The sequence below is a fragment of the Pantoea sp. EABMAA-21 genome (assembly GCF_030053335.1).
In the GTDB taxonomy this organism is placed as follows: domain Bacteria; phylum Pseudomonadota; class Gammaproteobacteria; order Enterobacterales; family Enterobacteriaceae; genus Pantoea; species Pantoea communis.
Genome location: NZ_JASGBX010000011.1, coordinates 107,947 through 126,850 on the forward strand (window position 1 = coordinate 107,947; position 18,904 = coordinate 126,850).

The 18,904-nt window shown below is 56.0% G+C and carries 17 protein-coding genes; 10 read left to right on the top strand and 7 right to left on the bottom strand.

Going from position 1 to position 18,904, the window contains the following annotated elements; genetic code table 11:
- Positions 1-178 precede the first annotated feature (178 nt).
- Complete coding sequence (pitA, locus tag QMZ65_RS16740) at positions 179-1,678, top strand: inorganic phosphate transporter PitA (RefSeq protein ID WP_097119400.1); 1,500 nt, start codon at positions 179-181, stop codon at positions 1,676-1,678.
- Between the two features lie 63 nt (positions 1,679-1,741).
- Here pitA and uspB read toward each other — a convergent pair whose 3' ends face one another.
- Complete coding sequence (gene uspB, locus QMZ65_RS16745; protein ID WP_034819764.1) at positions 1,742-2,077, bottom strand: universal stress protein UspB; 336 nt, start codon at positions 2,075-2,077, stop codon at positions 1,742-1,744.
- A 421-nt stretch (positions 2,078-2,498) separates the two neighbouring features.
- On the opposite strand from uspB, the gene uspA reads away from it, so the two are divergent.
- Positions 2,499-2,936, top strand: coding sequence for a universal stress protein UspA (uspA, locus tag QMZ65_RS16750; RefSeq protein ID WP_034819767.1), 438 nt, complete (start codon positions 2,499-2,501; stop codon positions 2,934-2,936).
- A gap of 102 nt (positions 2,937-3,038) precedes the next feature.
- Here the strand turns inward: uspA and rsmJ are convergent, their stop codons facing one another.
- Entirely contained in the window at positions 3,039-3,788 is a 750-nt protein-coding gene (gene rsmJ / locus QMZ65_RS16755; RefSeq protein WP_283216388.1) for a 16S rRNA (guanine(1516)-N(2))-methyltransferase RsmJ, read from the bottom strand.
- Between the two features lie 8 nt (positions 3,789-3,796).
- Positions 3,797-5,839 (bottom strand): oligopeptidase A, encoded by a 2,043-nt coding sequence (gene prlC / locus QMZ65_RS16760; protein ID WP_097119401.1) that lies wholly within the window; start codon positions 5,837-5,839, stop codon positions 3,797-3,799.
- A 223-nt stretch (positions 5,840-6,062) separates the two neighbouring features.
- Here prlC and QMZ65_RS16765 point away from each other — a divergent pair, with 223 nt between their 5' ends.
- Together QMZ65_RS16765 and QMZ65_RS16770 are read left to right on the top strand one after the other, a co-directional pair.
- Positions 6,063-6,905 (top strand): 23S rRNA (adenine(2030)-N(6))-methyltransferase RlmJ, encoded by an 843-nt coding sequence (locus tag QMZ65_RS16765; protein WP_034819774.1) that lies wholly within the window; start codon positions 6,063-6,065, stop codon positions 6,903-6,905.
- Between the two features lie 62 nt (positions 6,906-6,967).
- Positions 6,968-7,783 carry a CPBP family intramembrane glutamic endopeptidase gene (locus QMZ65_RS16770; protein WP_283216389.1) on the top strand — a complete coding sequence of 272 codons (816 nt, stop codon included), beginning with the start codon at positions 6,968-6,970 and terminating at the stop codon, positions 7,781-7,783.
- On the opposite strand, the gene rnz is transcribed toward QMZ65_RS16770, so the two are convergent.
- Positions 7,780-8,691, bottom strand: a complete 912-nt coding sequence (gene rnz, locus QMZ65_RS16775; RefSeq protein ID WP_160833789.1) for a ribonuclease Z — start codon at positions 8,689-8,691, stop codon at positions 7,780-7,782. The two genes, QMZ65_RS16770 and rnz, sit on opposite strands and share 4 nt — an antisense overlap.
- Positions 8,692-8,816: 125 nt before the next feature.
- Between rnz and gorA the strand changes: the two genes are divergently transcribed.
- Entirely contained in the window at positions 8,817-10,169 is a 1,353-nt protein-coding gene (gorA, locus tag QMZ65_RS16780; protein WP_283216390.1) for a glutathione-disulfide reductase, read from the top strand.
- A gap of 27 nt (positions 10,170-10,196) precedes the next feature.
- On the opposite strand, the gene QMZ65_RS16785 is transcribed toward gorA, so the two are convergent.
- On the bottom strand, positions 10,197-11,195 hold the full coding sequence (locus QMZ65_RS16785) for a LacI family DNA-binding transcriptional regulator (RefSeq protein ID WP_283003407.1): 999 nt from the start codon (positions 11,193-11,195) through the stop codon (positions 10,197-10,199).
- A 108-nt stretch (positions 11,196-11,303) separates the two neighbouring features.
- Here QMZ65_RS16785 and QMZ65_RS16790 point away from each other — a divergent pair, with 108 nt between their 5' ends.
- From QMZ65_RS16790 to QMZ65_RS16805, 4 genes are all read left to right on the top strand, one after another.
- The gene (locus QMZ65_RS16790; protein ID WP_160869207.1) at positions 11,304-12,053 is read left to right on the top strand and encodes an SDR family oxidoreductase; all 750 of its coding nucleotides are present in this window, start codon (positions 11,304-11,306) and stop codon (positions 12,051-12,053) included.
- A gap of 19 nt (positions 12,054-12,072) precedes the next feature.
- Complete coding sequence (locus QMZ65_RS16795; protein WP_283216391.1) at positions 12,073-13,686, top strand: FGGY-family carbohydrate kinase; 1,614 nt, start codon at positions 12,073-12,075, stop codon at positions 13,684-13,686.
- A gap of 230 nt (positions 13,687-13,916) precedes the next feature.
- The gene (locus tag QMZ65_RS16800) at positions 13,917-14,849 is read left to right on the top strand and encodes a nucleoside recognition family protein (protein ID WP_097119406.1); all 933 of its coding nucleotides are present in this window, start codon (positions 13,917-13,919) and stop codon (positions 14,847-14,849) included.
- Between the two features lie 259 nt (positions 14,850-15,108).
- Complete coding sequence (locus QMZ65_RS16805) at positions 15,109-15,888, top strand: L-threonylcarbamoyladenylate synthase (protein ID WP_167142119.1); 780 nt, start codon at positions 15,109-15,111, stop codon at positions 15,886-15,888.
- A 44-nt stretch (positions 15,889-15,932) separates the two neighbouring features.
- Here the strand turns inward: QMZ65_RS16805 and QMZ65_RS16810 are convergent, their stop codons facing one another.
- Both QMZ65_RS16810 and QMZ65_RS16815 read right to left on the bottom strand, forming a co-directional pair.
- A complete protein-coding gene (locus tag QMZ65_RS16810; RefSeq protein WP_283216392.1) occupies positions 15,933-16,949 on the bottom strand; it encodes a zinc-dependent alcohol dehydrogenase family protein in 1,017 nt (338 codons plus the stop codon).
- A 134-nt stretch (positions 16,950-17,083) separates the two neighbouring features.
- The gene (locus tag QMZ65_RS16815; protein ID WP_211729207.1) at positions 17,084-17,905 is read right to left on the bottom strand and encodes an SDR family oxidoreductase; all 822 of its coding nucleotides are present in this window, start codon (positions 17,903-17,905) and stop codon (positions 17,084-17,086) included.
- Positions 17,906-18,000: 95 nt separating this feature from the next.
- On the opposite strand from QMZ65_RS16815, the gene QMZ65_RS16820 reads away from it, so the two are divergent.
- Positions 18,001-18,903, top strand: a complete 903-nt coding sequence (locus QMZ65_RS16820; protein WP_283216393.1) for a LysR family transcriptional regulator — start codon at positions 18,001-18,003, stop codon at positions 18,901-18,903.
- The last annotated feature ends 1 nt before the right edge of the window (position 18,904 follow it).

Consider the following 18,904-nt stretch of genomic DNA (forward strand, 5'->3'; position numbering starts at 1 on the left):
AAAAAAATGCCGTAAATGTGTCATATTGTAACTCGCTTATTTTTCAGTCTTTTTACCTTGTCTGATGGGGTTTGTGGCAATTTAAAGACAAAAAAGGACTATATTTTCCTTTCACATCATGCGGGTTGTCGCCGATAATGCGCCGCGTTCATGTCCTCCAAAAAATGGCGTAACGTTTATGCTACATCTGTTCGCTGGTCTTGACCTCAGTACCGGCCTGTTTTTGGTTATCGCTCTGCTGTTTGTATTGTTCTATGAGGCAATCAACGGTTTCCACGACACTGCTAACGCAGTCGCTACCGTCATCTATACCCGCGCGATGCGGGCGCAATTGGCGGTTGTGATGGCGGGTGTTTTCAACTTCTTAGGCGTTTTGCTGGGCGGCTTGAGCGTGGCTTATGCCATCGTGCATATGCTGCCAACTGATTTACTGCTGAATGTGGGTTCCGCGCACGGCCTGGCCATGGTGTTCTCCATGCTGCTGGCGGCGATTATCTGGAACTTAGGTACCTGGTATCTGGGTTTGCCTGCGTCCAGTTCTCACACCCTGATTGGCGCCATTATCGGTATTGGTCTCACCAATGCGCTGATGACCGGCACCTCGGTGGTTGATGCCCTCAACCTGCCGAAAGTCATTAATATCTTCCTGTCACTGATCCTGTCGCCGATTGTCGGCCTGGTGATTGCGGGCTCGCTGATTTTCATCCTGCGTCGTTACTGGAGCGGAACCCCTAAACGTTCGCGCATCCACATGACACCGGCTGACCGTGAAAAGATCGATGGCAAGAAGAAGCCACCGTTCTGGACGCGTATTGCCTTGATCGTTTCGGCGATTGGCGTGAGCTACTCCCACGGTGCGAACGATGGTCAGAAAGGCATTGGCCTGATTATGTTAGTGCTAATCGGTGTTGCGCCTGCGGGTTTCGTGGTCAACATGAATGCCTCAGGTTATGACATCACCCGTACTCGCGATGCGGTGAATCATCTGGAACAGTATTATCAGCAGCACAGCGATTCACTCACCCATATCGTCCAGATGGCGCCGCCTGCGGTGCCAACGCCGGAAGAGTCTGTGGGCGGGCCGCATGAGTTCCATTGCGACAGCAGTCGTGCGCTGCAGGCTATCAATCGTGCACAAGTGTTGCTGACCAATCTGAACAGCTATGACCAACTGACGGTGGATCAGCGCAGCCAGATGCGTCGCCTGTTGATGTGCGTCTCGGACACGGCCGATAAAGCCGCGAAACTGCCAGAGACCACCCCGGACGATAAGCGCTTCCTTAACAAGTTGAAGGGCGATTTGCTGGGCACCGTCGAGTACGCGCCGATCTGGATCATCATGGCGGTGGCGTTAGCGCTGGGCATTGGCACCATGATTGGCTGGCGTCGCGTGGCGACCACCATCGGTGAGAAAATCGGTAAGAAAGGCATGACTTATGCGCAAGGCATGTCAGCGCAGGTCACTGCGGCTGTGTCGATTGGTATCGCGAGCTATACCGGAATGCCGGTTTCCACCACGCATATTCTGTCATCATCCGTTGCCGGTACCATGCTGGTGGATGGCGGTGGATTACAGAGCCGTACGATCAAAAACATCGCCATGGCGTGGGTGTTCACCCTGCCGGTGTGTATTGTGCTTTCAGGTTCGCTCTACTGGATAGCGCTGAAAATTATCTAAGCCGCTAGCGGCAAACAAGAGGGCGACTGTTCAACACAGGTCGCCCTTTTTTATTGCCGCTATTTAATGCCAGATCGCCAGGCCAACCAGACTCACCACCACCAAAAAACAGAGCCCGCTGGTCAGGACAAACTGCCTGCGCACGCGTTCGCAGCGGCGAATAAATTCGTCGTCGTGATGATCGCGATAGCGTTTATCCCAGATATAACGCACCAGCCGCACCTGCTTGCTCGGCTGACCATGAGACGTGAAGAAACCCGCCCCATCCACATATTGATACAGCAGCGGATCGCAACCGCGCAGCACAGCCAATAGCGAGCGCAAAGAAGAGAAGTAGCGCGCCATATTCACCAGACAAACCACACACAGAGCCCAAAAAAGCGCGATAGTGCTGATCATGTTCCCCTCCCAGCTGGAGCCGCAATGACGTCGAAGGCAGCGGGGAAATGCTGTAGACGCCCCACGGGAAATTAACCAGCCACAGATGAATCGAATTGCATTGTTGTTATGCGAACCCGAGCGCGTTACCCAGACGGCAGTGGCACTCATTTTCAGTGTAGGAGATCTGTTCAATTTTTTTCCAGCGATGATTTTCGTTCACCGCGAGTGAAAATCGCGATAGCGCTTGATCTTCCTCACAAGCGAGCCGTGGATTGCAGCATTTGTTAACAACTCTGGCTATACTCAGGACATAACAACAGAACGCCTGCAGGGCATAAATTGTGGTTGGTGGCGCTTCATCGCTGTTTCGCGCAAAGGATTTCGCTCGCCGAGCGGCGGGAATTCAGGTAGCCCCAGAATCTTGAGAAGGAGTTTTATCATGGCTTATAAACACATCCTGATTGCAGTAGACCTTTCCCCGGAAAGCCAGTTACTGGTTGATAAAGCCGTTTCGCTGGCCCGTCCTTACGATGCAAAAATCTCGCTGATCCACGTTGATGTGAATTACTCAGACCTCTACACCGGGCTGATTGATGTCAATCTGGGCGACATGCAGAAACGCATTTCTGAAGAGACGCACACTGCGTTGAAAGAGCTTTCCACCAATGCCGGTTACCCGATCAGTGAAACCCTGAGCGGCAGCGGCGATCTCGGCCAGGTGCTGGTGGATGCGATTAAGAAATACGATGTGGATTTAGTGGTCTGTGGCCACCATCAGGATTTCTGGAGCAAGCTGATGTCATCAGCGCGCCAGCTGATCAACACCGTGCATATCGATATGCTGATTGTGCCGCTGCGTGACGAAGAAGACGAATAAAAACAGGGCCAGTAATGGCCCTGTTTTTTTGGTAGCGGCGTAATACATCGCGCGTCTTTAAAGCCCGCGCGATAAATCACGCCGTAACGCCATTATGCAGAATCATACCAATGGCGGATAAATATCAAAGCGATGGCTTTTGGTGACCACGGCCGATTGGGTTGCAACGCCCGCTAACGGCGGCGCGTAATCCGGGCGTTTCACCACAATGCGCTTCTTCGCCAGACGACGAGCGGGTTCCAGCAGCGCATCGGCATCCTCATCGGGTCCCACCAGCGACTGAAACACCCGCATCTCCTTCTTCACCATCGCGCTCTTTTGACGATGGGGATACATCGGATCGAGATACACCACATCTGGCGCGGGCGTGATATCACTCAACGCCTGCTGACTCACCACATGCAGCAGCGTCAGACGTTCACGCAGCCAGCCGCCAATCTCCGCATCTTCATAGCCACGACGTAAGCCATCATCGAGCAGAGCCGCAACCACCGGATGGCGTTCCAGCATGCGCACCCGGCAACCCAGCGCCGCCAGCACAAAGGCATCGCGCCCCAATCCTGCCGTGGCGTCGATCACGTCCGGCAAATAGCCACCTTTGATGCCCACCGCTTTCGCCACCGCCTCGCCGCGCCCACCGCCAAACTTGCGGCGATGCGCCATAGCTCCGGTGACAAAATCCACAAAGATGCCACCCAGTTTAGGCTCATCCTGTTTGCGCAGCTCAAGGCGCTCCGGCGTCAGCACCAGGGCCATTACAGCCTGATCGTCATGCTGTAAGCCCCAGCGCTGCGCCAGATGTAATAAGGCGCCGTCTCCGGCGCCTGATTCATCGATTAAACCGATTTTCACAAGCAGGCTTATCCCTGAATTCCGTAGTGTTCCAGCATCGCGTCCAGCTGTGGTTCACGGCCACGGAAGCGTTTGAACAGCTCCATTGGCTCTTCGGAACCGCCGCGCGTCAGGATGTTATCGAGGAACGACTGGCCGGTTTCACGGTTGAAGATGCCCTCTTCTTCGAAGCGCGAATAGGCATCCGCCGCCAGCACGTCGGCCCACAGATAGCTGTAGTAACCTGCGGCATAACCGCCGGCGAAGACGTGGCTAAACGCATGCGGGAAGCGGCCCCACTCCGGGCTTGGCACCACGGCAACCTGTTTCTTCACTTCACGCAGGGTTTCGAGGATTTGCGCACCTTTTTCCGGATTGAACTCGGTATGCATACGGAAATCGAACAGGCCGAACTCCAGCTGACGCAGGATAAACAGCGCCGCCTGATAGTTCTTCGCTGCCAGCATCTTATCCAGCAGGTCTTTCGGCAGCGGTTCGCCGGTCTCGTAGTGGCCGGAGATAAACGCCAGCGCGTCCGGCTCCCAGCACCAGTTTTCCATAAACTGGCTTGGCAGCTCGACCGCATCCCACGGCACACCGCTGATACCCGACACGCCCGGCGCTTCGATGCGCGTCAGCATGTGGTGCAGGCCGTGACCAAACTCGTGAAACAAGGTGGTGACTTCATCGTGGGTAAACAGCGCGGGCTTGCCCTGTACCGGACGGTTGAAGTTACAGGTGAGGTACGCCACCGGCTTCTGCAGGCTGCCATCGGCTTTACGCATCTGGCCGACGCAATCGTCCATCCACGCCCCGCCACGCTTGTGTTCACGCGCATACAGGTCAAGATAGAAACTGCCGCGCAGCTCGCCGCTTTCATCAAACAGGTCGAAGAAGCGCACATCTGGATGGTACACATCCACGTCTTTACGCTCTTTGGCGGTGATGCCGTAAATGCGTTTCACCACTTCAAACAGGCCGCTCACCGCACGCTCTTCCGGGAAGTACGGACGCAGTTGCTCATCGCTGATGGTGTAGAGATGCTGTTTCTGCTTCTCGCCGTAATAGGTGAGATCCCACGGATTCATCTCGTCAACGCCATACTCTTTTTTGGCGAAGGCGCGCAGCTGAGCTAACTCTTTCTCACCCTGCGGACGCGCACGTTTGGCGAGGTCGGTCAGGAAGTCGATCACCTGAGCCGGGTTCTCAGCCATCTTGGTCGCCAGTGATTTGTGCGCGAAGGAGTCAAAGCCCAGCAGCTGTGCCAGCTCGTGACGCAGCGCCAGCTCTTCGGCCATGATCGGGCCGTTATCCCATTTACCGGCGTTGGGACCCTGCTCAGAAGCACGCGTTGAATAGGCGCGGTACATCTCTTCACGCAGCGCGGCGTTATCGCAATAGGTCATGACTGGCAGATAGCTTGGGATATCCAGCGTCAGCAGCCAGCCTTCTTGTTCTTTAGCTTCGGCCTGCGCTTTGGCCGCAGCCAGCGCGCTTTCTGGCATGCCCGCCAGATCGGCTTCATCGGTGATCAACTTGCTCCAGCCCATGGTGGCGTCGAGCACGTTGTTGCTGTAGGTCGAACCCAGCTCAGACAGGCGCGCGGCAATTTCGCCGTAGCGCTTCTGCTTCTCTTTATCGAGACCGATACCGGAGAGTTCGAAATCACGCAGTGCGTTATCCACCGCTTTCTTCTGCGCGATATCCAGCGCGGCATAGCTGTCGCCCTGTTTCAGATCGCGATAAGCCTGATACAGGCCTTCGTTCTGTCCCACCCAGGTGCTGTATTCTGACAGCAGCGGCAGCGTCTGCTCATAAGCTTCACGCAGTTCCGGGCTGTTCTTCACCGAATTCAGGTGGCTCACCGGCGAGAAAATACGGCTCAGACGGTCATCCACTTCTGCCAGTGGCTGCACTAAATTGTCCCAAGTGTAAGGTGCACCCTGTGCTACAACGCGTTCAACTTCAGCGCGGCAGTTGTTCAGCGCTTCAGTCACAGCGGGAACCACGTGCTCAGGTTTAATCGCGGAAAACGGCGGTAGCGTGTAAGGGGTGAGTAACGGATTGGTCATAAGCGCAGTCCTTTCTTCATGGAGTGGGGGTGGCGCGCAATGGCGCGACGCAATCTTTCTAACATGCGGTCAGTTAACGTGAAAATCAATGCTACTGAGAATGGACCCGTAAAGAAAAAAGCGCGAGCGCCGAAACGTCAGCAATTTTTACGCAGCGCGGCTATAATCGCGCCACACACGATGTTTTTATCTCCTTTGATCCAACCGCGGACCCCTCTTTTTTATGCTGAGTTATCGCCACAGTTTTCATGCCGGCAACCATGCCGACGTGCTCAAACATACCGTTGAAAGCCTGATCCTCACCGCCCTGATGGAGAAGGAAAAACCGTTTCTCTATCTGGATACCCACGCCGGTGCCGGACGTTACCAGCTGAGCGGAGAGCACGCCGAGCGTACCGGTGAATATCTGGAAGGCATTGCGCGCATCTGGCAGCAGCCGGACGCGCCAGAACTGCTGAAGCCTTATCTGACGGCCGTTCGCAACCTCAACCCGCATGGCACCTTGCGCTACTATCCAGGCTCGCCGCTGATCGCCCGCTATCTGCTGCGTGAAGAGGACAAGCTGGAGCTGACCGAACTGCACTCCAGCGACTATCCGCTGCTACGTTCCGAATTCAGCAAAGATGCCCGTGCACGCGTAGCGCGTGGCGACGGCTATCAGCAGTTAAAAGCCAAACTGCCTCCGCTAAGCCGTCGTGGTCTGATTCTGATCGATCCGCCGTACGAAATGAAAAGCGATTATCAGGATGTGGTGAAAGGCATTCAGGAAGGCTACAAACGCTTTGCTACCGGTGTGTATGCGCTGTGGTATCCGGTGGTGCTGCGCCAGCAAATCAAACACATGATTAAAGACCTGGAAGCCAGCAACATCCGCAACATCTTGCAGATCGAACTGGCGGTGCGTCCGGATAGCGATCAACGCGGCATGACTGCCTCCGGCATGATCGTGATTAACCCGCCGTGGAAGCTGAAAGCGCAGATGGAAGAGCTGCTGCCGTGGCTGCATCAGAAGCTGGTGCCGGCGGGTACCGGTCACTACAGCGTGACGCAGATCGTTCCAGAATAACGGGCTTATAGGGTGCGGTTTCTGAGCCGCCCTTTGCCGTTGCCCTTCTAAGGACACTTTTTATGTGGATCATTCTGGCTGGCGCACTCACTGTGCTGTCACCTGCCAAACGCCTTGCCGTACTTCTGCTGTTATTGGCGACGATAATGGGCCTGTTCCAGGATGTGCTGGACTGGCCTGCTCTCGCCATTTTAGGTGCCATCGCTTTGCTGGCGTGGGTGCGGGTGGAAAATCCCACCAACCGTGCCGTGCTGCTGATCAGCGAAGCGCTGCTGGTGCTGATCGCCGGTGGCCTGTTCCTGCATCTGCTGCCTGGCTTTAACAACCCGCGCCAGATCGAGGAGATGCAGGTTGGCCCCAACAGTGTGCCGTTCAGCTTCTACTACAACTTTGATAAAGCGCTGATTCCCTTTGTGCTGCTGGCTGCCTTGCCCACGCTGTTCCGTACGCAGCAGTTTCCTGCGCCGCACAAGGTTCTGTGGCTGCTGTTACTGGCGGCGATCCCGCTGCTGCTGTACGTCGCGGTGCTGCTGGGTGGACTGGCGATTGAGCCACACTGGCCGGACTGGCTCGGCAGCTTTATGCTGGCAAACCTGTTCTTTGTTTCGCTGGCCGAAGAAGCGTTCTTCCGTGGCTATGTGCAACAGCGCCTGCGCCAGAAAATCGGTGGCGTAGCGGCACTGTTGCTCACCGCACTGCTGTTTGGTCTGGCGCACTTCCCTGGCGGCATGATGCTGGTGGTCTTCGCCACTCTGGCCGGGTTAATTTACGGCCTGGCGTGGCACTGGAGCGGGCGTGTGTGGGTCGCCACCGGCGTCCATTTCCTGTTCAACATGACGCACCTGCTGTTCTTTACCTATCCGGCGTTACAGCACTAAATTTCGAACACCGCGAAATCCCGTGCCAGCTCGGTCGCTGCAAACACCGACTGGCACTCCGCCAGCAGTCTCTCTCGATCGCTCGACAAATAACGCGAACTGAAGTGCGTGGCGATCATGCGTTTTGCACCTGCCAGTTTTGCTACTTCGGCGGCCTGAATCGTCGTGGAGTGGCCGCGACCATTGGCTTTTTCGGCCATTGCGGCTTCCAGCGTGGTTTCATGCACCATCACATCCACATTGGCCGCCAGCGCAAGCGCCGCTTCGGTCGGACCAGTATCGCCGAATATGGCGATCACTTTGCCCCTGGTCGCCGGACCGAGATACGCCGCGCCGTTAATTTCGCGCCCATCCTCCAACCGGATGCGTTTACCCTCTTTCAAATCCTGATACCAGGGCCCGCGCGGCACGCCTTCCGCTTTCAGGCGCGGCGCATCGAGGAAGCCCGGTTTATCATGCTGTTCAATGCGATAGCCATAGCACTCCACCACATGATTCATCGGATAGGCGATGACGCGGAACTCGCCATCATCCAGCACTTCGCCCGCTTCAATTTCTATGATCTCAAGTGGGAAGCCGGTGTAAGAACCACTGAGACTGAGCGCCGTCTCGACAAACTGTTTGATGCCTTTTGGACCGTAAATCGTCATCGGCTCCAGCAGCCCGGCCATCGAACGGCTGGTGAGCAAGCCCGGAAGACCGAAGATGTGGTCACCGTGCAAGTGGGTAATAAAGATTTTTTCCAGCCTGCTCGGCTTGAGTGCGGAGCGCATAAACTGGTGCTGCGTCGCTTCACCGCAGTCGAACAGCCAGGTGTCGCCCCGTTTCGACAGCGTCAGTGCAATCGCCGTGACGTTACGTTGCAGGCTCGGCGCACCCGCGCCGGTGCCGAGAAAAGTCAGATGCATAATGTCTTCCATGTAAGCGGAACCTGGATTTAACCCTATCACAAACATAGGCTGAACCTTTGCGCCTCTTGCGCAAGCAGCGTTACACTCTATGCCAATTTTCTCCCAAAAGATGGACATTCCGCATGACCCGACATTTTGACTACCTCGCCATCGGCGGCGGCAGCGGCGGTATCGCCTCAATTAACCGTGCCGCGATGCATGGCCAGAAATGCGCGCTGATCGAAGCGAAAGAATTGGGCGGCACCTGTGTCAACGTTGGCTGCGTGCCGAAAAAAGTGATGTGGCATGCGGCGCAGATTGCCGAAGCTATTCACCTGTACGGCCCGGACTACGGTTTCGATACCACCGTGAACAATTTTGACTGGTCAGTGCTGGTGAAAAACCGCAGCGCCTATATCGATCGCATCCACACCTCGTATGACAACGTGCTGGGTAAAAACAACGTCGAAGTGATCAAGGGCTTCGCCCGCTTTATCGATGCCAACACCGTGGAAGTGAATGGCGAAACCATCACGGCCGATCACATCCTGATCGCCACAGGCGGTCGTCCAAGCCATCCAAAAGTGCCTGGCGGGGAATACGGTATCGACTCTGACGGTTTCTTTGAGCTTGATGCGCTGCCGAAGCGTGTCGCGGTGGTCGGCGCAGGGTATATCGCGGTGGAACTGGCCGGTGTGGTCAACGCACTGGGTGCCGAAACCCATCTGTTTGTGCGCAAACACGCGCCGTTGCGCAGCTTCGATCCACTGATTATCGATACGCTGGTAGAAGTGATGCAGGCCGAAGGCCCAACGCTGCATACCGAGTCGATCCCGAAAGCGGTGATCAAGAACGCCGACGGCAGCCTGACGCTGCAGCTGGAAAATGGCCATGAGCAAACTGTCGATTGCCTGGTGTGGGCGATTGGTCGCGAGCCGGCGACCGACAATCTCAACCTCTCCGTGACCGGCGTGGCGCTGAACGAGAAAGGCTATATCAACGTTGATAAGTTCCAGAACACCAACGTGAAAGGCATCTATGCGGTGGGCGATAACACCGGCGCGGTGGAACTGACCCCCGTCGCCGTCGCCGCCGGCCGTCGCCTCTCCGAGCGTCTGTTCAACAACAAACCCGACGAGCACCTGGATTACAGCAATGTGCCGACCGTGGTATTCAGCCATCCACCGATTGGTACCGTTGGTTTGACCGAACCGCAGGCGCGCGAGCAGTACGGCGACGACCAGGTGAAAGTGTATAAATCTTCCTTCACCGCGATGTACACCGCCGTCACCCAGCATCGCCAGCCGTGCCGCATGAAGCTGGTGTGTGTTGGCCCGGAAGAGAAGATTGTCGGCATTCACGGTATCGGTATCGGTATGGACGAGATGCTGCAAGGCTTCGCTGTGGCACTGAAGATGGGCGCCACCAAGAAAGATTTCGACAACACCGTGGCGATTCATCCGACGGCGGCGGAAGAGTTTGTCACCATGCGTTGATCAATGGGGCGGCATTTGCCGCCCTTTTTACTGCATCAGCAACACCGGCACTTCCACTACCGCCACGTCCTGCTCACCGCTCTCCATCAGGCGGAACACCGTTTCCATCATGCCTGCCACATCCTGTTTCACCATGCTGATGTCTTTACACAACAGCGCGACGAACGGGTCCCAGTCGAAACAGCCAATCGCCGGGTGTTTATCATCGGATAACAGATCCTCAGCACGCAGAAACTGCACCACCCCTTCCAGCGAAATGGTCGAATTCACAAACAGGCCAAATTGCCCCGTTACATACTGCTGAAAGTGATTTTTCAACGCCGTTTGCGCTTTTTCTGGCTCGTAGCCACACAGCAGCAGATTTTCCTCCGGCACAGAAATGCCTCGTTCCTGATGTGCCGCCAAAAAGCCGCGCAGGCGCTCTTTACTGTTATGATCGCTGGCACGCCCCCCGATAAAAATCAGCGGCTGCGGGCACTTCTCCAGCAGGCTAAGCGTCAGGCTCAATGCGCCATTGAAGTTATCCGAAATCACTGAAGGCGCCAGCGAACCGGGCAGATCAAGATTCAGCGAGGGAACGCCCGCGGCCTGACAAAGTGCAGTGATACGATCTGGATCGGTGGCCCCGGTCACCACCATGTAATCCACCTGCCAGGAGAGCATGGTGCGCGCCGCTTCGAGTTCCAAATCAGGATCGCGCTGTGTGCAGGTAATGACCGGGAACAGGCCACGATCGCGCGCCATCTGCTCAAAACTTTCCACGATTGAGCCAAAATAGCGGTTGTCGTATTTAGGCACGATCATACCGATGGTTTTCGAGCGCGTGGTTCGCAGCATGCTGGCCTGTCGATTCAGCGCATAACCCTGCTCTTGCGCAATCCGGCTCACCTTCTCAGCAGTGCTGGCACTGATGCGCCGCTTCTTCCAGTTGCCGCTTAAAATCGCGCTCACCGCGCTTGCCGAAACTCCCGTGAGTTCCGCGAGGTCATAAATGGTGGTTTTCTTGTTTTTGCCGATCCCCGTCACAGAACCCATCCCTTTATTGCTCTTTTTGTTGCTGGTTAAAAGTCGGGGTGATAGTTGTGCTTCATCGATTGAGCACCACCTAAAACGCCATTGATAAAGGATTATAAGATGAACACGAACCTCTTCTCCATGCATAACCCACTCAACGGAAAAGTTGCCGCCATTACTGGCGCTGCCTCCGGTATCGGTCTGGAGTGCAGCAAAGTGCTGCTGCAGGCCGGGGCTAAAGTCGTCCTGATCGATCGCGATGGCGACAAGTTGCAGCAGCTGGTGGCGGAACTGGGTCCTCAGGCATTGCCATTGCAAATTGACCTGATGGACGGCAAACAGGTTGACGGGATTCTCGACGACATTCTCAAGCTGGCGGGCCGCCTCGATATTTTCCACGCCAACGCCGGTGCCTACATTGGCGGGCCAGTGGCGGAAGGCGATCCCGATATCTGGGATCGCGTACTGAAACTCAACACCAGCGCGGCCTTCCGCTGCGTTCGTTCGGTGCTGCCGCATCTGATCGCGCAGAAATCGGGTGACATCATTTTCACCAGTTCGATTGCGGGCGTGGTGCCCGTGGTTTGGGAACCGATCTACACCGCATCCAAATTTGCAGTGCAGGCTTTTGTGCATTCAACCCGTCGACAGGTGGCACAGCATGGTGTGCGCGTCGGTGCGGTGCTGCCGGGCCCGGTGGTCACTGCCCTGCTCGATGACTGGCCGCAGGAGAAACTGGAGGACGCGCTGGCCAATGGCAGCCTGATGCAGCCCATTGAAGTGGCGGAATCGGTGCTGTTTATGGTGACACGTTCGCCGGGTGTCACAGTGCGCGATATTGTTATCCTTCCCAACAGCGTTGACCTGTAACCAGACGAGGTGCAGCAGCATGAGTAACGAAAAATATCTGATTGGTGTCGATGTTGGTTCGGCCAGCGCTCGCGCGGGCGTGTTTGACCGCGCGGGAAATCTGTTAGGCCATGCAAAACAGTCCATCACCACCTTCCGTGCCCACGGTCATGTGGTTGAGCAATCCGCCAATGAGATTTGGCAGGCGGTCAGTCACTGCGTGCGCGAGGCAGTGGCCACTGCCGCTATCGATCCCGCTGCGGTGGCTGGCATTGGCTTCGATGCCACCTGCTCGCTGGTGGTGATCAATGAACAGGGGCAACCGTTGCCCGTCAGCCCAAACGGAGAGGCGGAACGCAATATTATTGTGTGGATGGATCACCGCGCCACGCAGCAGGCCGATGCCATTAACGCGACGAAACATCCGGTGCTCGACTACGTGGGCGGACGCATCTCACCGGAGATGGAGATGCCAAAACTGCTGTGGCTGAAAGCCCACAACCCGCAAACGTTCCAGAACGCCGCACACTTTTTCGATCTCACCGATTACCTCAGCTGGCGCGCGTCAGGTGATACGGCGCGCTCATCCTGCACCGTCACCTGTAAATGGAACTATCTTGCGCATGAGCAGCGCTGGGATGCCGACTACTTCAGTGCCATTGGCCTGCCGGAGTTTGCCGAGGAGAAGTTTGCGCGTATCGGACAGCAGATCGTCGAGCCAGGCACACCGTGCGGCACAGGTTTAACCGCGCAGGCCGCCGCCGACTTTGGCTTATCTGCTGGCACGCCCGTGGCCGCCGGGTTAATCGATGCCCATGCAGGCGGCGTCGGTACGCTGGGCGCAGATGGCAGCCCGGAGGATAAACTCGCCTATGTGTTTGGCACCTCGTCCTGCACCATGACGCCGACGCGTGAAGCCGCGTTTGTGCCAGGTGTGTGGGGTCCGTATTACTCGGCGATGGTGCCGGGTTTATGGTTGAGTGAAGGCGGACAAAGCGCGGCAGGCGCCGCCATCGACCGCCTGCTGGAGATGCATCCAGCGGCTGCAAGGGCACAGCAGGCTGCCGATGCCGCTGGCCTTTCACTGCCGGTGTACCTTGCGGAACAGGCTTTGCAGCAATCTCGCAGTGAATCAGCAACGGTGGATTTAGTCGAAGGTCTGCATATCGTGCCGGAATTTGCGGGTAATCGTGCACCTTTTGGCGACCCTTACGCGCGAGCGGTGATTTGCGGTCTGGGTATGGACAATGACGAAGCCAGCCTGATCGCACTGTATATCGCCGGCTTGTGCAGCCTCGGCTACGGCCTGCGCCAAATCATTGAGGCGCAAACCAGCAAGGGTATCGTCACGCGGTCGATTGTCATCAGCGGCGGTGCCGGGCAACACTCGCTGGTACGCCAGTTGCTGGCGGACAGCTGCCAGCTTCCTGTGCAATCCACCCACTGCCCTGAGCCGGTATTACTGGGTTCAGCGATTCTTGCCGCTGCCGCCAGTGGCGTATATTCCGACGTCACCTCGGCGATGGCCAACATGACCACCGATGAAAAGCGCTGGCATCCTGAGCCGTCGGTTTCGCCACTGCATCAGCACCGTTATGATGCATTTAAATTATTGCAGAGCACCGCGCGTAATATTCGTCAGATAAGCGAATAAACGTCGAATAATATTTCCGTGCGCCGCACAAACGTCGGCGCACGGTTATTTTGCCCTGCCATTTCCTGCAAGATAAAATTTAATTTCTTCACTACTCAAGTTTACACCACCGGGATAATATTTATCCCTTAGCTAGCGCCCTTCGCGCTGGCATTTTTATGCGTTTTTTAAGGCAAGGGGAGCTGTATGCTTATCGGTATTAAGCCGTGGTTCGAGGTTCAGGCAACCGCATGAATATCATCAGCATTATCATGTCTGCGGGCAAATCCTCGGTGGATGTCGCGTTGTACACGCTTATTCCTATCATGGTGGTGATGTTATTCATCATGAAATATCTGGAAGTGAAAGGTGTGCTGGATTTTGTGGTACGTCATTCCACACCGTTATTAAAACCTTTAGGTATTACCGGACTGGCATTATTTGCCCTGATCCAGCTGAACTTTGTCAGTTTCGCCGCGCCGTTAGCGGCATTAGCGATTATGGAAAAACGTGGCACTTCCGATCGCCATATGGCGGCCACGCTGGCGATGCTGTTTGCCATGGGGCAAGCCAACGCTTTTTATCCGCTGATTCCTGCCGGGCTCAACTGGAGTGCCGCGATACTCATCTCCATCTGCGGCGGGGTGCTGGCGGCAGCCACCACTTATCATTTCTTTGGGCGCAAGCTCTCGGATGCAGCGCTGCTCAATGAAGATGAAGCCGTTGCGAATAATGAAAGCAAAATGGGACTGATCGCCATCATCAACAGCGCGGGTGCGGACGCGATTCGTCTGGCGCTGGGATCGCTGCCGATGCTGATTCTCTCACTGTCGGTGGTGGGGATTTTGAAAGAGTCCGGCGGGATTGAGATGCTTACCCGGCTGGTTTCTCCGCTGCTGGACAGATTCAACATCTCTGAAGTGTATATTCTGCCTGCACTGACCAAATGCCTGGCAGGCGGCACCGCCTACTACGGCGTGGTAGCCGGGCTGGTCGAAAAAGGTTTATACAGTGCGCACAACATCAACGCCTCGGCGGGTTGGTTTATTCAGACCTTTGATTTGCCGGGGATTGGTATCTTCCTTGGCCTGTCGAGTCGTTTCCCGCGTCTGTTCCGTTTCGCCGTGCCGGGCATCATCCTCGGCATTGCGCTGCGCGGTGTGGCACACGCTCTGATATTTTAATTAACCCTGGCGCTGAAAGACTTATTCAGCGCCTTGTTTAAATAACACTACAATTCCTGCGTGTTATTTTAAATTAACCCTATTCCTTTCATCGTTATTTTCATCAGTTGCATCACCTTTAATTATCGTACTATTATCACCAGCATGGTTTTGCACAAACCCATTAATCCCGATGAATTATCCGGTTAATTAATTCCTTAATTACATTGCAGGTAATATTCCTGTACGTCATCTATTGATACGCAGATAGGGTAGATCCATGAGCGGTAAGCAAATAACGTGGAATGGCGGGTTACAACCTGAAGCCATCGAGATTTTGTCCCAGGACGGCGGCATGATTGTGAGCCCAACGAAAGTCGGTTACATCATCATGACCTCCGATAAAGCCGGGTTAGAGCGTAAGTTTGAAGCCAAGCAGCGCAAGCGCAACAAGCCAGGCGTGGTACTATGTGGCTCGCTGGAACAACTGCGTTCACTGGCTCAACTGACGCCGGAAATTGACCAGCTTTATCAGCAGCATTGGGATCAGGATATTTTGCTGGGCTGTATTTTACCGTGGCGCGAAGATGCGTTGGCGCGTATTCCGGCTGACGGTTCAAAAGAGCTGATGATGGATGGCCGCCAGACCAGTTGCTTCGTGATTAAATTTGGCCGCCCCGGTGAAAATATTGCGAAAGCGCTGTGGGAAGAGCACGGGAAATTCTCCTTCGCCAGTTCCGCCAACCCATCGGGTCAGGGAAACCGTGGTCTGGTTGAGGGTATTGGCGAACGTATTGAAGCGCGTGCTGATTTAATTATTGAAGCCAATGACTACGTGAAATCCATTCAGCCTAACGACGAAAATAAAGTGCGCTACGAACAAGGCGTAATGGTGTCGATGGTCGATAGCGAAGGTCGTCTGATTCCACAGCAAAACGGCGAGCGTAAAATCACCCCGTGCCCGGTATTGATTCGCAAAGGCCTTGATGTCGATAAAATCATGGCGTTGCTGTCGGACATCTTCCCGTCCTGGGATTACCGTCACGGCGATTACTACTGATGTCACTAGCCTGTTTCCTGGTTTGGGAAACAGGCTAATTCGCGTTACCACTCCACGGTGATTTTGCCGAAGTGTCCCGCCGACTGCTGATGCTGGAAGGCCGCAGGCAGATCGTTCAGCGCACCGTAACTGTCACTGATCACCGGGCGAATACCCGTTTGCTCTAACGCGCGCACGAAATCCTGCTGCTGACGACGATGGCCGACAATCAACCCCTGAATACGCGCCTGCTTTGCCATCAATAGCGAGGTGGGTATCACGCCTTCGAACCCGGTTAGCACACCAATTAACGCGATATGACCGCCCACGCGCACCGCTTCAATCGACTGTGCCATGGTGCCCGGCCCGCCCAGTTCAATCACCACATCCGCGCCTTTGCCCTCAGTCAGCTGCTGAACCGCTTTGGCCCACTCCGGCGTGGTGCGATAGTTGATGCCCGCATCGGCCCCCAGCTCTTTGGCTCTGGCCAGCTTCTCATCCGATGAAGATGTGACAATCACTCGTGCGCCCATCGCTTTGGCAATTTGCAGCGCAGTAATCGACACGCCGCCGGTGCCCAACGTGACGATGGTATCGCCCGATTTAATCTGCGCATCGCCTACCAGTGCGCGCCATGCCGTCAGGCCTGATGTGGTAATCGTCGCGGCTTCGGCATGCCGCCAGCCGCGCGGTGCGAGGGTAAAGTGATGCGCAGGACGCACCACCACTTCGGCGGCAAAGCCGTCTGTTCCATCGCCGGGTGTCTGGGTGAAATTGCCGACCTGAGCAAACGGTAGCCCATCCTGCCACTGTGGGAAGAAACAGGACACCACATGGTCGCCGGGATTAAAGTCGGTGACGCCTGCACCGACCTCTTCGACCACGCCCGCACCGTCCGCCATCATAATGCGATCTTGCTCGGTGGGGATCGATCCGTTAGCCACCAGCAAATCGTGGAAGTTAAGTGAGGTGGCATGGATCGCCACGCGGATCTCTCCGGCGCCCGGTTTACCGGGATCGGGCAGATCCGCCAGCTGCAAGTGCTCTAAACCGCCGGGTTGTTTCAGGATCATCGCTTTCATAACCACTTTCTCCTTAGCAAAACGCTCAATACAAAGCATGCCGCTGCGAAACGTGCATGCCTTCTTTTGTGCGCTAAGTTTGGCAGCGATGCCGCTTCCCTGCCTGTTACTCCGTGCGGTTATGCGAAAAGCTTTTACACATCCGCACGATAGGCTATCTCTTTCTGCAAACGCAGCTCTGCCAGGCGTCGTTCCAGCGCGGCTTCGATATTGTCATACGCCGTGCTGCCCAGTGCCAGACGCAGCGGCATGGCGGGTTGATCCAGCGTGGCGATCATCGCGGTGACAGATTTCGCGGCATCGCCTTTGATCGCGAACTCGCCAGACATAATCGCGCGGCGCACTTCACCGGAGGCGGTGTCCCGATAAACATCCTGCGCCTCAGCAATATCCAGCCCGGCACCAAAGTGAGTGGCGGTTGGACCCGGCTCCACCAGCAGGAAATCGATGCCAAAGCTGGCAACTTCCTGGCGTACCGCTTCAACAAATCCTTCGATGCCCCACTTGCTGGCGTGATACAGGCTGAAGTTGGGATAAGCCACCTGCCCGCCTTCCGAGGAAACCTGCGCGATGCGCCCGCCGCCCTGCTGGCGCAGCAGCGGAATCACGGCGCGAATTAGCTGGATTGAGCCGGTGAGGTTGGTGGCGATCTGACGATCAATCTGCGTATCGCTCAGCTCTTCCGCCGCGCCAAACAGACCATAGGCGGCATTGCTGACCACCACATCGACGCGCTCAACGTTGGCAAATGCCTGCGCGATGGCTGGCGCAATGCTGGCGGTGTTCGCCAAATCCAGCATCATGACCTGTAACTGCCCACCGTATCGCGCTTGCAGATCCGCCATTGCCTCAGTGCGACGTACGCAGGCCAGCACGCGATCGCCACGTGCCAGTAAATCTTCACTCATCAAACGGCCCAGCCCACTGCTGGCACCGGTAATTAACCAGGTTTTCATTTTGTCGTCCTCCGGTTGAAAACCCGATGATAGATCGCTTTACTGGTGGTCATAATCTCCCTAATCGCGCATGACCTGGTGAGGAAATACCACCAATGAGAAGACCTTCCTGGCATGAACTTCAGGCCATCAAAACGTTGGGCGAGCAGCGCAGCTTCCGCCGTGCCGCTGAGATGCTCGGCCTGAAGCGCTCTTCACTCAGCCATCTGGTGAAAGCGCTGGAACAGAATCTGGGGGTACAGCTTTTTCAGCGCACGACCCGCAGCGTATCGCTCACTGATGCCGGGCAACAGTTAATCGATCGCCTCGCTCCACTACTGAATGAAATGGATGAAGTGCTACACGATGTCAGCGCCCGCCGCCAGCAGCACGCAGGCACCTTACGCATCAGTGCCAGCGATGCGGCTATTAGCATCCTGCTGGAAAAAGTGGTGCCGGGATTTTGCGCTGATTACCCGAACATTCAGCTCGATTTTGCCGCGCAGGGTGAACTGGTGGATATCACAGCCGCCGGGTTTGATGCCGGCATTCGGCTGATTGAAGATGTGCCGCAGGATATGGTGGCGATTGCGCTGGGCGGCCCGCTGAATTTTATCACCGTGGCTTCACCGGCCTATCTCGCCGCACACGCCCCCATCAAGCAGCCGCAGGATTTGTTGCAGCAGCAGTGCATTCGCCATCGTCTGCCGAGCGGGAAACGCTATCGCTGGGAGTATGAGAATGCGGGGAAACGCTATGAACTGGATGTACCGGGCACGATCACCTTAGATAATAACGCGCTGATGACCCGCGCGGCCATCAGCGGATTGGGCATTGCTTATGTACCGTCGCTTTACGCCGAAGCGGCGCTGCAATCCGGCCAGTTAGTGGAACTGCTCGCCGACTGGCGGGTGCAGTCGGCAGGTCTGGCCTTGTGGTTCCCGCCCAACCAGCATCAGTCGATGGCGCTGCGGCTGTTTATCGATGCGTTGAAAATCAGCCTGCCGCGCCAGTCGTAAT